The organism is Flavobacterium sp. Arc3 (genome assembly GCF_041431375.1).
Classification (GTDB): Bacteria; Bacteroidota; Bacteroidia; order Flavobacteriales; family Flavobacteriaceae; genus Flavobacterium.
This window is the reverse complement of the sequence record NZ_JASMRI010000006.1, coordinates 181180-195311: the sequence shown is the minus strand read 5'-3', so window position 1 is coordinate 195311 and position 14132 is coordinate 181180. Positions and strand designations below refer to the sequence as shown.

Here is a 14132-nt window from a genome sequence, read left to right as displayed (position 1 = left end):
GATCGTAACATGGTTCTGCGTTTAGCAGAATGTGAATTTGTAGAAAAAAACGAAAATATTTTAATCACTGGAAGTACTGGTGTAGGCAAAAGTTATTTAGGCACTGCACTAGGCTATCAAGCCTGTATACAGGGTTTTAAAGTGAGTTATTTTAATACCTCTAAGCTATTTGCTAAATTAAAAATGGCCAAAGCAGATGGTTCTTACCTACGAGAATTGGCTAAAATAGAAAGGCAAGATGTTATTATACTAGACGATTTTGGACTCCAAGCATTGGATAGTCACAACCGAATTACCCTTTTGGAGATCATTGAAGACAGGCATAATAATGGTTCCATTATTGTAACCTCACAAATCCCAGTGCAAGGTTGGTATGATATAATTGGCGAAAAAACTATTGCCGATGCCATTTTGGATAGACTCATACATCAATCCCATCGACTCGAATTACATGGAGAATCTATGAGAAAAAAAAGAGGGTTAAACAAAGGCTAATATTTAACTATATTTGAATACTAATTAACAGATGAAAAAAAGTAGTTTTTATTGAAAATGGAGGTGGTCAGTTTGCTCCGGAATTAGGTGGTCATTTTGAATTGGAATCAGGTGGTCACTTTAAATTGGAATTGGGTGGTCAATATCACTGGAATTTGCACCTTAGCTCCTTAACAGAAATAATTCTCCCTTTTAAATTTTCTCTTTCCAAATCATTTTTATTTGATTTTTTTTCGCAACCTATCATTATAAAGTTACTAAGTATCATAAGTAATATTAATTGTTTTTTCATAATTAATTGTTTGTAGTTTTGTATTTAAATTCACTTGCTTCTGCATAACTATTAAAATCGTACGTTTCTCTTTTTACAATAGAATGTAACAATATTGAATTTGTTTGACGTATTCTATTTTCAAATTCGTCTTCCATTTTCAATTTTGTCGTGTAATCAAAATTTTGGACTTCAATAATATCTGTCCAAGAAGATTTCGTTTCGATATTTTTTAACCTCGATCCACCATTATCGTCAAAGTGTCTTGCTCCTATTTTATAAGTTATTACAGTCCATACGTATTTTGGAATATTAATTGGTTTGTTAATTATCTGCTCTTTTAAAACTTTGTTTTCTTCTTTTAATTTTTCAATTTCAATGCTATTATTTTTACAAGATTGTAGAGATATTAATGATATTAATAAAAAAATAATTTTCTTCATAATAATTGCTTAGTTGTTTGTAATAGATGTAAATAATTTTTTGATGCGCTATACAAATCTAATTTAATTTTCGACTTATAAGTCGTTACGTAAAAAGATTTTTGATTTAACCGTTTGTTTTCTTTGTTAAATGCAGAAGCATCTAGAACAGATAGAACTTGAATTAGTCAAAAGGATATACAAAGAGTTCCTTGTGAAATTCAATGGGAATAAATCTGAGTTTGCTAGAACTGCACTATGTTCAGAAACTACCGTAAGAAGGGTATTTAGAAATGAACAAAGAATGACAGTTGATTTATTATTGAGATTCTGTTTTGCTTTGGGTAAAGATGTAAATGAAATTTTTGAAGGGATAAATATTTTAAAAGAAGAATGAGTCTAAAACTTTTTTCTGCGTTAGACCCATTTTTTATTATTTCAATTTATCTTTAAGATTTACCATTGCCTCACTCACTTTTTTCTGAACAACCTTTCCATAGCTTTCCTGCGTAATAACCATATTAGAATGCCCCAGTAATTCTGATACAATTTCCATTGGAACATCATTGTATAAGAGGACAGTTGAGGCAAAGGTCTTACGTGCGGTGTGATGTGTTAACCTTTTCTCAATTCCTGTTATTTCAGCAATTTCCTTGAGATACGAGTTGAATTTTTGATTGCTTATAGATGGGAACACGAGGTTATTATCATTTGAATACTTTTCAATCATTTCTTGAGCTTTAGGAAGTATTGGAATGGAGATTTGACGTTGTGTTTTCTCTCTCTTCATCTGAATCCAGTTAACATTGTCAAAACCTATTTGGATATTCTCCTTAGAAAGATTTGACATTTCATAATAGGCTAGCCCAGTGTAACAACAGAAAATGAATAAGTCTTGAATTATACTAAGTCTATTTTGTAGTAATACAGCTTCTTCAAGGGTTTTGAGTTCCTCTGTAGAAAGGAATATAACGGTTTTACGGACTGTTTTAGACTTGTGCATTATAAACGGGTCTCTATCCAAATAGCCTTCTGAGATAGCTTGCTTTATAGGTGTTCTCAGTCTTTGAATGGTTTTGTTGATCGTAATTTGCTCTTGCTTCTTTTCTGTCTTAAGATAGTAGTCAAAATCAGTTAAAAACTGTAGACTTAGTTCTTTTAGTGGGTAATCTGTTTTCTTATATTTCCATTTGAGGAAAGCTTCTAAGTGGTTGCCTACATAAACGAACTTGCTATAGGTATTGTCTTTGATTTCTAGTCCTACTAGTTTATTAATTTTGGAGAGATACTGTTTATAATAGGAGAGAATAAATTCACTTTTCTTTAGTTCTTTACCAAAGTATTTGTCGTGAATGTCTTCAATAGAAAAAGGATTTTCTTGTAATCTTAAAATCATGTAGATACTATTGACCTTAGATTTTATCTTGTCAAGTTGAGAGTTGTATAGAATTGCAGATTTGTGGGATTTTAGAATTACTTGGTTTTTGGTATCCCAATGCTCGGACTCAATATTAATGCCTGTGCTAAGCTGTTTTCTGTTCCCATTTAGGGTTAGTCGGCAAAATAATGGAGATTGATTCTTCTTGTTTTTTCTATTCTTTCCTTCAATAAATAGAATTTTGAAATTGTCTGTAGTCATAACTTTTTGTTTTAGTCAGACATGCAAATGGTTACGATAAAAAAAGTGATGCCTTTTAGAAAAAGAGATGATGCCTAATATGTTGCCTTTTTTTAGTAAAATAACTTGGCAACTTGGCAAAATCCAGAATTAGCTTTTATCTACTGAATCTCCGTGAAGTACTGATTTCACTATGGCTTAAAAACAAAAAAGACCTTACATTGCTGTAAAGTCTTTTTAAAAAGCTCCCTCTCTTGGGCTCGAACCAAGGACCCTCTGATTAACAGTCAGATGCTCTAACCAACTGAGCTAAGAAGGAAACTGTGTATTTTTATATATAATAACTTTTTAATCTTTTTTTGTTGCTTTATAGTGATGTGCGTTTCAGTTGTAAAGCGGTGCAAAGATAGGCTATCATTTGGTTTTTGCAAATAAAAATTAAACTTTTTTTATTTTTTTTTACTTCCCTACAATTGCCTTGTAAATATCGTTTCCATTGGCAAATAATAACAGCGTTATAAGTAATACGAAACCAACCATTTGTGCGTTTTCTAGAAACTTATCGCTTGGTTTCTTACCGCTAATAATTTCGTATAATAAAAACATCACATGACCTCCATCAAGTGCAGGAATAGGTAATAAGTTCATAACACCAAGCATAATTGATAATAAAGCAGTAATTCTCCAGAACGTTTCCCAACTCCATGTACTTGGAAAAATATCAAATATGGCTTTGAAACCACCTACTTGTTTGTAAGCTCCTGTACTTGGACTAAAAATTAATTTCAGTTGTTTTCCGTAACCTACTAACTGGTCTTTTCCTTTTGTAATTCCTACCGGAATGGATTCCAAGAAACTGAATTCTTGTTTGCTTACTTTGTAGTATCCTAATTTTTCCAACGAATCAAAACTTAATCCACCAAGCTGAACGCCTAATTTTCCGTCATTGTTAACTGTAACCTGTATTTGTTTTTCTTTTTGATCACGCAATACTGTTGCAGGAATAGTCTTTCCTTTGTTGTTTTCTAATATAGTTTGTGCTTGATCAAAGTATTTTGCAGTTTGTCCGTTAAGGGTTACCACAACATCTTTTGGTTGTATTTCTTTATTGGTAGATTCATCGGTAACAGCACCAATAACAAACGGCATTCTGATATCTAATAAGGTTCCTTTTTCAAATTTAGACAATCGATCCACAAAATCAACAGGCATTTTTATGGTTTGCTGGGTTCCGTTTCTTTCAATAAGGATCTCTTTTCCCAAAATAACTTTCATATTGATGTCATTGTCGAACTTTGCGATTTTTACACCATCAACCGAAATTATTTTATCTCCTGTTTTGAAACCCGCGTTTAACATGGCTTGATTTTCAATCAATAAACCGTCTTTCAAATCTGAATTGGCAATATAAGTATCACCATAAGCAAAGGCCATCCCGATATAGATAATAAAAGCTAAAATGAAGTTTACCGTAACTCCACCTAACATAATGATTAAACGTTGCCATGCTGGCTTAGAGCGAAATTCCCAAGGTTGTGGTGGCAATGCCATTTGTTCCTTGTCCATGCTCTCATCAATCATTCCAGAAATTTTTACATAACCTCCTAACGGCAACCATCCGATTCCGTATTCAGTCTCTCCAATTTTCTTTTTTATAAGGGAATATTTAACGTCAAAAAACAAGTAGAATTTTTCGACTCTGGTTTTGAATAATTTAGCAGGAATAAAATGTCCTAATTCGTGAAGTATAATAAGTAATGATAAGCTCAATAAAAATTGAGAAAGCTTGATAAATAGATCCATTTTTAAATTTTAATTCTTTTTATGACTCACAAAAGTAAGGTTTTCTATTTGTATAATTTACAATAATTGTTCCACAAGATTTTAAAAGTTTGTTAATTAATGGAATTTAGGTTTTATGTTTCGGCGATGTCCACTAACTTTACTTTTTAGGAAAGTGTGCTAAGTACCCACAAGCTAAGAAAAATATTTTTAGAGATCTGCTTTTTAGGACCTACCCCGTTTAGGTATTGACTCTTAGCTTGTATCTTTTTTTGTAATGCTTTTGCAAAACAGATGAATGTATTTTACGGCTTGTGTTGCTTGAATCACTTCTCTAATAATTATTTTAACCTTTAATGATCTCAGATATATATGTCTTCAAAACTATTCACTTCGTTACAAATAAAAAGCATTTCGCTTAAAAACAGAATCGCAATTTCGCCAATGTGTCAATACTCTGCTGTTGATGGCTTTGCCAATGATTGGCATTTGGTGCATTTGGGTAGTCGTGCCACAGGCGGCGCAGGCTTAATAATTCAAGAAGCCACCAGTGTTTCTCCAGAAGGGCGCATCTCTCCAGAAGATTTGGGTCTTTGGAAAGACGAGCAAATAGAAAAATTAGCGCAAATCAATCGATTTATTGTGAGTCAGAATTCAGTTCCTGGAATTCAATTAGCACATGCCGGAAGAAAAGCAAGTAGTTCTTCTCCTTGGAATGGCCATAAAAAACTGGATGCTAAAGAAGGCGGATGGATAACCGTGGCGCCAAGTGCAATTCCGTTTCAAGATACAGACGCGATGCCAGCAGCTCTTGATAAGGCTGGAATTGAAAAAGTGCTTGCTGATTTTAAGGCAGCGACGATAAGATCAGTGAAAGCAGGATACCAAGTGATGGAAATTCATGCAGCGCATGGTTATTTATTGCATCAATTTCTTTCTCCTTTATCTAATCTTAGAACGGATGAATACGGAGGAAGTTTTGAAAACAGAATCCGTCTTACACTGGAAGTACTCGAAGCAGTACAATCAGAATGGCCAAAAGACTTACCCATGTTTGTGCGTATTTCAGCCACTGATTGGGCAGATGGAGGATGGAATGCAGAAGAATCTGTACAGCTTTCTACAATTTTAAAAGAAAAAGGGGTTGATTTAATTGATGTTTCATCAGGTGCATTAGTGCCTTATCAACAGATTCCTGTAGCACCTAATTACCAAGTACCGTTTGCTGAGCAAATCAAAAAAGAAAGCAGAATCTTAACGGGAGCCGTAGGTCTAATTACCAAAGCGCATCAGGCAGAAGATATTATTAGCTCTGGAAAAGCAGATTTGGTTTTGTTTGCGAGAGAATCTTTAAGAGATCCTAATCTTGCGTTGACCTTTGCTAGAGACTTAAATGAAGATATCGCTTGGCCACAACAATACGAAAGAGCTAAGAAATAGTTTTTAAGTTTTTTTTTAAAACATATAAGTCATTTAAGTTTTGAGTCTCTTTACATAGACGACTTATATGTTTAATAAACTATTAAATCTGCGCTATCTGCGTGCCATCAGCCATAGAGTAGACGTATTACATGTCTTCAATAAATTTATATGTGTAAATTACACAGATATATAAACGATAAAAAAATCCGTTTTTATCTGTAACAATCCGTGTTATCCGCGTTCCATTAGACAAACAAATAAAAAACATGCAAAAAATAAAAACCGCCTTGCTATCCTACGGTATGTCCGGAAAAGTATTCCATGCACCATTTCTAGAATTTCACCCCGGATTTGAATTGCTCGGATCTTGGGAACGAAGTAAAAAATTGATTCAACAGGATTATCCTAATGTAAAGAGCTATGCCACTTTGGAGGACGTTTTGGAATCCGATGCTGAGTTGATTATCGTCAACACTCCAGTGGGAACTCATTTTGAATATGCCAAAAAAGTACTGCTAGCGGGCAAAAATGCCGTAGTCGAAAAAGCCTTTACTACCACAGTTGCCGAAGCGCAAGAATTGGTGAATTTAGCGACTGAGAAAGGAGTGAAGCTCGCTGTTTTTCAAAATAGGAGATGGGACAGTGATCTTAAAACGGTAAGACAGATTCTTTTAGACGGTGTATTGGGAGAACTAGTTGAAGCCGAATTCCATTTTGATCGCTACAATCCGCTTTTGAGTCCGAAGCTACACAAAGAAACGGCCAATGATGGGGCCGGAATATTAAAAGACCTTGGGCCACATTTAATAGATCAGGCGTTGTATTTGTTTGGATTTCCGCAAGCTGTTTATGCCGATATTAGAATTACCAGAGAAAACTCTCTGGTTGATGATTGGATTGACATTTTGCTGTATTATCAGGAATTCCGGGTGCGTTTAAAAGCTGGCTTTTTTGTTCGGGAAGCAAATCCCGCCTATACTATTCACGGTAAAAAAGGATCTTTCTTGAAACCACGTGGCGATGTGCAGGAAGACGATTTGAAATTAGGTAAAAAACCAAATTTAGATACTTGGGGAACAGAGCCAATTGAAAAAGAAGGACTCTTGCATACTGAAATTGACGGCACAATAGTGCAAGGCAAAATTCCAACACTACAAGGGAATTATTATGATTTTTTTGACGGAGTCTACGATTCCATTGCAAACGGCAAAGAAGAACCAGTTACCGGACAAGACGGACTAAGAGTCATGCAAATCATCGAAGCGGCAATTCAAAGTAGTGCTCAGAAAAAAGCAATCTATTTATAGTTGTTAGATTCTTTTTAAAATAGTAACCATTAAGGAATTAAGAGATACACAGTGTGAATTCTTTATTCAACCTTAATTCCTTAATGGTTTATATCCCGATTTTTACCGTCTCTTGGCAGAAAATCAGTGCTTTACAAGATAGAATTCATACTTTTTATAAACAATAACGATGTAATTACAGTCCATTGTTGTTTTGATAAAATCCTCGCCTCGCTTTTTTGTATTTTTGTGCCTTTCAAATAATAAAACAGCTTGTTTTGATAGATTTAAATTTTATAGACCGGTTTAAAACCGAAGGAAAACTCAAAAAATCATACAAAAACGCGAAACTTTCTTATCTAAGAAGAATTCGTTATGCTGTTTCTGCATTTTACTTTGGGATGGGATTGTGTTTTGCAACCTGGGCCAGTAGAATTCCAGATATTAAGATGGCATTGCATTTAAGCGACGCTGATTTAGGAACTATCTTATTTGCACTTCCGGTAGGACAGTTGATGATGATGCCTTTTTCGGGGAAATTAGTCACTCGGTTTGGAAGTCACCGCATCGGAATATTTTCATTATTAATGTATGCTTTTAGTCTTAGCAACATGGGGTTAGCTACTACTTCATGGCAATTAGCATTGGGTTTATTTCTATTTGGATTATTCGGAAATATGAATAATATCGCCATCAATACGCAAGGTGTTTATACAGAGAAACTTTACAAGAAAACGATCATGGCTTCTTTTCATGGGGTGTGGAGTTTTGCAGGTTTTACCGGTGCATTGATTGGTTTAGCGATGCTTTCATTTCAGCTTTCTCCGTATCACCATTTTTTAATCGTTGGTGTTATTGTGATTACATTGATTGCGTTTAATTATAAGTTTTTGATAAAAGCTAAAAGAACTCCTATAACTGTAGAGAAGAAAAAATTATTCACAAAGCCAGACAGTGCTTTGATTTGGCTGGGAGTCATAGGTTTTGGGTGTATGGCAAGTGAAGGAATTATGTTTGACTGGAGCGGAATCTATTTTAAAGATGTAGTCAAAGCTCCTGGTCCGTTAATTATTTTGGGATATACTTCCTTTATGATTATGATGGCAAGCGGACGCTTTTTAGGCGACGGTCTGATTTTTCGCTTTGGAAGAAAAAAAGTGATACAAACCAGTGGGCTTCTAATATCTACAGGGCTTTTCACAGCCGTAGCTTTTCCATACTTAATTCCATCTACACTTGGTTTTATGCTAGTTGGACTAGGAGTTTCTACCATCGTGCCTACCTTATATAGTCTTGCAGGAAAAAATCCCACCGTTCCACCCGGAGAGGCTTTAACCATCGTTTCGAGTGTGAGTTTTCTTGGGTTTTTAATGGGGCCGCCCGTTATTGGCTACATTGCTGAACTGATGGGTTTACGATTTTCTTTCGCCTTCATTGGTGTTTTCGGAATTTTAATCGCTTTAATGGTGAGCCGAATCAAAGCCATTCAATAATTTTTTTGGAGCACTACTTTTATTACTTTCAAGAACGTATCACCTGCTCTTCGCTATATCTTTCATCTCGTTTTAAGAACGAGATAAAAGGATGCCGCTGTGATCAGGGCTATTTATTGCGCTAGGGGGTCCTAACTAAAAGGGAGTAATCGTTACAAGAACCTCTCTACTACAAAAACATTTCCCTTGTAAGAAGTGCGGCATTATCGATGTTTCGCTGGGAATACATTAAATAAATTAACTGTAAATAATATTATTTAATAAAAATTTAACAACGGTATTGAAATTTAATTATATTTATCGTGTGAAACAAAAGAATCAAATGGTTCCTTTTGTTTTTCAATACCACTTTTATCGAAGTAGTCCTTTTTGGTTTTAAACCAAATTTCCCAAAAACACTTTTTTTTTATTTCTGATGCCAAATCCTATTTTGGATTTTTGTTGTGCCCAGAAATAAATTCAATCCTATTTTATTTAAAATTGAAAGTTCCCAAATCGCTTGGCGGACCTATTGCATTTATTTTAAAAAAAGGAATTTATGAGAAAAATTGGGCTGACACTTTTCGTTGTTTTACAAATAGGATTTGCTTTTGCACAAAATAAAACGGGAATTTCAGGAACTGTTTTAGATGCCAAAACACAACAGCCCTTAGCCTACGTAGTCGTTTCAATTCAAAACACAAACGCGATGCAGCTCACGGAGACCAACGGAAAATTTAGTTTTGACGACTTAATTCTGGGTGATCAATTGGTGCTTTTCCACAGTCAAGGCTACAAAGACGCCTTGTTTCCAGTAACAATCCATGCGGGAGAAGTACTCGATTTAGGCACGATAATGCTGGAGGAAGATGAAATTTCAGACCAGCAGCGGAGTTTAATTCGGCTTTTCGAAAATGATTTAACTGATGACAATAGTGGTTCAGAAAGTACGTCAGGATTGCTACAGTCTTCTAAAGATGCTTTTCAGCAAGCCGCGGCTTTCAATTGGGGTCAGGCGCGTTTCCGGATTCGGGGACTAGATAGTGAAAATGCAACAACCATGATCAATGGTGTTTCCATGAATAAATCCTATGACGGCAGACCACAATGGAGCAATTGGGGCGGACTAAACGACGCCACCCGAAATCAGGAATTTACCGTGGGTACCGCCCCGTCTGATTATACTTTTGGTGGCATTTTAGGAACTCAGGAAATCAATACTCGCGCTTCCATTTATAGACCAGGAACTAGAATAACTGTGTCAGGAACGAATACAAATTATAATTGGCGCATGATGGGAACCTTTGCTTCAGGAATGAGTGACAGCGGTTGGGCCTTGGTTGTTTCGGCAGGAAAACGATATGCAGAGGAAGGCTATTTTGAAGGAACTACCTATGACGCGAATTCTCTTTTCCTGAGTGTTGAGAAGAAATTAAGCGACAGTCATTCCCTGAATTTTACCGGTTTTTATACCCCAAATAGCCGAGGAAAGAATTCGCCAAATACCGCTGAGGTAACAGAACTAACCAGCGGAACCTATAATTCCTACTGGGGATATCAGGACGGAAAGAAACGAAACGCCAGAGTAAAAACCATCGAAGAACCCATCTTGATGCTCAATCATTATTTTAAGATAAACGATCACAGCAATCTTAATTCTAGCGTGATGGTTCAGTTTGGGAAAATAGGAAACAGCAATCTCGATTACCAAAATGCCAACAGTCCGGATCCAACTTATTTTAGAAAATTACCCAGTTATTACAGTTCGTTGTATGGCAAAGATGAGGGAGAATATTCAGGGGATTTTACACCAGATTATGAAAACGCTGAGAAGAGCCGAGTTCAGTTTTTAGCAAATCCTCAAATTGATTGGGATGCGCTGTATCAGGCTAATCAAAAGGCAATAATAAATTCTAATGGAAATACTACGGGCTACGAAGCGGCCAAAAGTCATTATGTTTTATACGAAGACCGCACAGACGATCAAACTATAGTCGCTTCTTCTAATTTCAATACGCAGCTTAATGAAAATTTGATTTTTAATGCGGGAGGGTCTTTCCGAAAATTAGAATCTCACAATTACCAGCTCCTTTTGGATCTTTTGGGCGGTTCCTACTTTGAGGATATTGATGGTTTTTATAGTGGAAATCAAGCACAGTCTGATTTGAATAACCCAAACAGGCAGGTTGTTGTAGGAGATGCTTATGGATACAATTATAAGTATGCAGCCACTGTTTTTGATGCTTTTACCCAGTTTAAATTTTCTTACGATAAAGTCGACTTCTATTTGGCTCAGTCTTTTTCTGCTACAAATTATCAAAGAGAGGGTTTGTATAAAAACGGAATTTATGAAACGATTTCCTTTGGCAAAAGTGAGAAAGTACTTTTTGAGAATTTTGGTTTTAAAGGAGGTGTCTTATTTAAAGTTTCAGGGAAACAGTCATTAAGTTTCAACGGCGCCCATTTGTCTAAAGCGCCCACTATTAGAAATACATTTCCTAATTCCCGCTTAAACAATTCTATTGTGGACGGACTACAAAGTGAAACGATAAATAGTCTTGATGCAACTTATGTGTTGCGTTCCCCAAAGTTAAAAGCGCGACTGACGGCTTATTATTCGACAATAAAAAATGCGACTAAAACTTCCTTTTTTTATGCCGAAGGTATTTTTGACAATGGCGCCGGGTATACAAATACCAATGCCTTTGTAAGCCAAACATTAACGCAATTAGATCGTAAGAATATTGGCGGGGAATTTAGTTTTGAATACCAACTCAACAGTACGATAAAAGGGAATTTTTCTGCAGGCTACGGTCAGTTTACCTATGATAGTAACCCTAATGTGAGTATTAATAATGATGCAGTTGCTTCCGTAGAAAATACCAAGCCGTCATTCGATTTTGGAAAAGCAAATTTAAAAAACTACAAACAAGCCGGAATGCCGCAACAGGCGTACGGACTAGGGATTGAATACCGTGATCCCAAATATTGGTGGATAGGAATTAATATTAATTATTTGGCAGACAACTATATTGATGTCTCTCCCATATCAAGAACAGATCATTTTTACACTAATCCTGCCAGCGGATTTTCTTTTCCGGAAGCTACAGAAGAGAGGGCTAGGGAATTATTGAAACAGGAAAAATTTGATCCGGTGATGTTGCTTAATCTTATAGGAGGGAAGTCATGGCGCATCAAAGGGAAATACCTGGGACTTTTTGTGAGCGTCAATAATGTACTCGACAACAACTATAAAACGGGTGGCTACGAGCAGGCAAGAAATGCTAATTTTAGACAACTTAATCAGGATGTTTCTGGTGGTACGCCCTCCTTTGGCAACAAATACTTTTATGGCTACGGAAGAACTTATTTTGTTAATCTCAACTTCAATTTTTAATTATAAAAAACCAATCTTATGAAATCTACTTTCTATAGTTTCCTTTTTTTGATGGTATTTGGTGCTGTTTTTTCGGGCTGCGCAAACGATGCGGTGGAGATACCAAAACTGAGTTGTACGCAACCTGATTTAGCCACAAATAAAACCGTAGCGGAAGTCCGCACTAACGCCGGAGCCATTGTCACACAATATACATACGACGACATCATTGAAGCCTATGTGGTTTCCAGTGATGAAAACGGTAATTTTTTCAAAACTATTTCTTTGCAGACTTTAGGAACTGCAACAACTCCTGCCATAGGATTTAGCGTTCCTGTTGATGCGACTAATACCTATGTTGATTTTAGAGTGGGGAATAAAGTGTATGTGAAACTAAAAAATCAGTACACTGATATCAATTATGGAAGCCTTCGTATTGGTAGTATTTATGTCAACTCCTATAATGAAGGTGCGGTGGGACGATTGTCGCAAAACGACTATAAAAATGTATTGCACGCTTCTTGTACCACTTTAGGAGAAGACCTTTTGGTACGACGTCTTACGATTCCAGACCTGGTTTCTGATGCCAACATAAACACTTTGGTAGAATTGTCAGACGTTCAGTTTACCGAGGCAGCGCTCGGCCGACACTATTTTGAAGAAACGAAGAATATTGGTGGTGCGACTAATTGGAGTTTGATAGATAAATTTGGGAATCAAGTACTTTTTAGAACGAGTAGTTATGCTGATTTTGCCCAAAGCATGGTTCCTGGCGGAAACGGAAAGGTGAGAGGAGTTTTAACCAAATTTGGTTCTGATTATCAGTTGCTGTCCCGTTCCGAAAAAGACGTGGTTATGACCCAAACAAGAAGAGCTCCGTTTTTCTCTCAAGATTTCCAATCGGTGGTGGATAAAACCAATTTGAGTCTGCCTGGCTGGGCAAATATTGTTCAGAGTGGTACAATCTTCTGGAAGGGTACTGTGTATTCTGGGAATGGTTATGCCGAGTTTAATACCACAGGGGCCAAAGTGTTGTCAAATATCGCTTGGTTGATTTCGCCTAAAATTGATATGGATACACATACTAATGAGATACTCACTTTTAGAACAGCTCAACATCACCTCGATGTGGATTCTCCACTGAATTCGCTGGAAGTACTGGTGTCTAGTAATTTTGATGGCGTGAATGTAACTAAGGCGACGTGGACTGCACTCAAAGTAATATTACCTAAACAGGCTACACCTTGGTATCAGTTTGTGGGTTCCGGTGGAGTAGATTTATCTTCTTATAAAGGGAAAATAAACATCGCTTTCAAGTACACCGGTTCTGGGAAGAATCTGGCTTTGGACGGTGCCTTTCAAGTGGATGATGTTCAGGTTTTTGGAGATTGATGGTAACTACATAGTAGTAAAAAATATAATTTATGTAGTGTGTATTTTATATATTTGCCAACTTACTAATCAAATCAAATTATGAAATCTATTTTATTATCACTCGTTTCTTTATTATTCGTTTCTTGCTTATCAGATACAAATACAGAAGTAGAAACTCAAGCTGTTGATTATACAGTTAAAAATGAAAAAGAAATTGTGGATTATATTGCCGCAAATAAATTGACTGCTACAAGAACCGATTCAGGTTTGTATTATGTAGTTAATGAAGCAGGAACAGGTGTTAAACCAACAGCTTCTTCTAATGTTACAGTAGCTTACAAAGGATATTATACCAATGGAAATGTGTTTGATAAAAGTACTGATGAAGGTATATCGTTTGGTTTGAACCAAGTTATAAAAGGATGGACAGAAGGGATTCCTTATTTTAAAGAGGGAGGTAGCGGTATTCTATTAGTTCCATCTGCTTTGGGTTATGGAGATAACGGTAGCGGACCAATTCCAGGAGGTGCTGTTATTCTTTTTGATGTTAAATTAATCAAAGTGAATTAGTTTAAGTTCATACATTATAGAAATAAAAAAAGGCTGTCTAAATT

The 14132-nt window shown here is 36.0% G+C and carries 11 protein-coding genes and 1 tRNA gene; 8 read left to right on the top strand and 4 right to left on the bottom strand.

Going from position 1 to position 14132, the window contains the following annotated elements:
- A partial coding sequence (locus tag QO200_RS06305) for an ATP-binding protein (RefSeq protein ID WP_371537800.1) occupies positions 1 to 495 on the top strand: 495 nt, incomplete at its 5' end.
- A 294-nt stretch (positions 496 to 789) separates the two neighbouring features.
- Here QO200_RS06305 and QO200_RS06300 read toward each other — a convergent pair.
- A complete protein-coding gene (locus QO200_RS06300; RefSeq protein WP_371537798.1) occupies positions 790 to 1209 on the bottom strand; it encodes a hypothetical protein in 420 nt (139 codons plus the stop codon).
- A 130-nt stretch (positions 1210 to 1339) separates the two neighbouring features.
- On the opposite strand from QO200_RS06300, the gene QO200_RS06295 reads away from it, so the two are divergent.
- Entirely contained in the window at positions 1340 to 1585 is a 246-nt protein-coding gene (locus tag QO200_RS06295; RefSeq protein ID WP_371537795.1) for a helix-turn-helix domain-containing protein, read from the top strand.
- A gap of 36 nt (positions 1586 to 1621) precedes the next feature.
- Here QO200_RS06295 and QO200_RS06290 read toward each other — a convergent pair whose 3' ends face one another.
- From QO200_RS06290 to rseP, 3 genes are all read right to left on the bottom strand, one after another.
- The gene (locus QO200_RS06290) at positions 1622 to 2827 is read right to left on the bottom strand and encodes a tyrosine-type recombinase/integrase (RefSeq protein WP_371537793.1); all 1206 of its coding nucleotides are present in this window, start codon (positions 2825 to 2827) and stop codon (positions 1622 to 1624) included.
- Positions 2828 to 3051: 224 nt separating this feature from the next.
- Positions 3052 to 3125: transfer RNA gene (locus QO200_RS06285), tRNA-Asn, on the bottom strand.
- 140 nt (positions 3126 to 3265) lie between these two features.
- The gene (rseP, locus tag QO200_RS06280) at positions 3266 to 4609 is read right to left on the bottom strand and encodes an RIP metalloprotease RseP (RefSeq protein ID WP_371537791.1); all 1344 of its coding nucleotides are present in this window, start codon (positions 4607 to 4609) and stop codon (positions 3266 to 3268) included.
- Between the two features lie 351 nt (positions 4610 to 4960).
- On the opposite strand from rseP, the gene QO200_RS06275 reads away from it, so the two are divergent.
- The 6 genes from QO200_RS06275 (at position 4961) to QO200_RS06250 (ending at position 14088) form a co-directional block, all read left to right on the top strand.
- Positions 4961 to 6028: an NADH:flavin oxidoreductase/NADH oxidase gene (locus QO200_RS06275; RefSeq protein WP_371537788.1), complete on the top strand. Its 1068-nt coding sequence runs from the start codon at positions 4961 to 4963 to the stop codon at positions 6026 to 6028.
- Positions 6029 to 6276: 248 nt separating this feature from the next.
- The gene (locus QO200_RS06270; protein WP_371537785.1) at positions 6277 to 7317 is read left to right on the top strand and encodes a Gfo/Idh/MocA family oxidoreductase; all 1041 of its coding nucleotides are present in this window, start codon (positions 6277 to 6279) and stop codon (positions 7315 to 7317) included.
- 257 nt (positions 7318 to 7574) lie between these two features.
- Positions 7575 to 8789, top strand: coding sequence for an MFS transporter (locus QO200_RS06265; protein WP_371537782.1), 1215 nt, complete (start codon positions 7575 to 7577; stop codon positions 8787 to 8789).
- A 538-nt stretch (positions 8790 to 9327) separates the two neighbouring features.
- Positions 9328 to 12165: a carboxypeptidase-like regulatory domain-containing protein gene (locus QO200_RS06260; protein WP_371537779.1), complete on the top strand. Its 2838-nt coding sequence runs from the start codon at positions 9328 to 9330 to the stop codon at positions 12163 to 12165.
- A gap of 18 nt (positions 12166 to 12183) precedes the next feature.
- Positions 12184 to 13536 carry a DUF5689 domain-containing protein gene (locus QO200_RS06255; protein ID WP_371537777.1) on the top strand — a complete coding sequence of 451 codons (1353 nt, stop codon included), beginning with the start codon at positions 12184 to 12186 and terminating at the stop codon, positions 13534 to 13536.
- Between the two features lie 81 nt (positions 13537 to 13617).
- Positions 13618 to 14088 carry an FKBP-type peptidyl-prolyl cis-trans isomerase gene (locus QO200_RS06250; RefSeq protein ID WP_371537774.1) on the top strand — a complete coding sequence of 157 codons (471 nt, stop codon included), beginning with the start codon at positions 13618 to 13620 and terminating at the stop codon, positions 14086 to 14088.
- Positions 14089 to 14132: the final 44 nt, after the last annotated feature.

Coding starts and splice junctions, on each gene's coding strand:
- QO200_RS06300 (WP_371537798.1), bottom strand. CDS start 1,209: ATGAAGAAAATTATTTTTTTATTAATATCATTAATATCTCTACAATCT.
- QO200_RS06295 (WP_371537795.1), top strand. CDS start 1,340: ATGCAGAAGCATCTAGAACAGATAGAACTTGAATTAGTCAAAAGGATA.
- QO200_RS06290 (WP_371537793.1), bottom strand. CDS start 2,827: ATGACTACAGACAATTTCAAAATTCTATTTATTGAAGGAAAGAATAGA.
- rseP (WP_371537791.1), bottom strand. CDS start 4,609: ATGGATCTATTTATCAAGCTTTCTCAATTTTTATTGAGCTTATCATTA.
- QO200_RS06275 (WP_371537788.1), top strand. CDS start 4,961: ATGTCTTCAAAACTATTCACTTCGTTACAAATAAAAAGCATTTCGCTT.
- QO200_RS06270 (WP_371537785.1), top strand. CDS start 6,277: ATGCAAAAAATAAAAACCGCCTTGCTATCCTACGGTATGTCCGGAAAA.
- QO200_RS06260 (WP_371537779.1), top strand. CDS start 9,328: ATGAGAAAAATTGGGCTGACACTTTTCGTTGTTTTACAAATAGGATTT.
- QO200_RS06255 (WP_371537777.1), top strand. CDS start 12,184: ATGAAATCTACTTTCTATAGTTTCCTTTTTTTGATGGTATTTGGTGCT.
- QO200_RS06250 (WP_371537774.1), top strand. CDS start 13,618: ATGAAATCTATTTTATTATCACTCGTTTCTTTATTATTCGTTTCTTGC.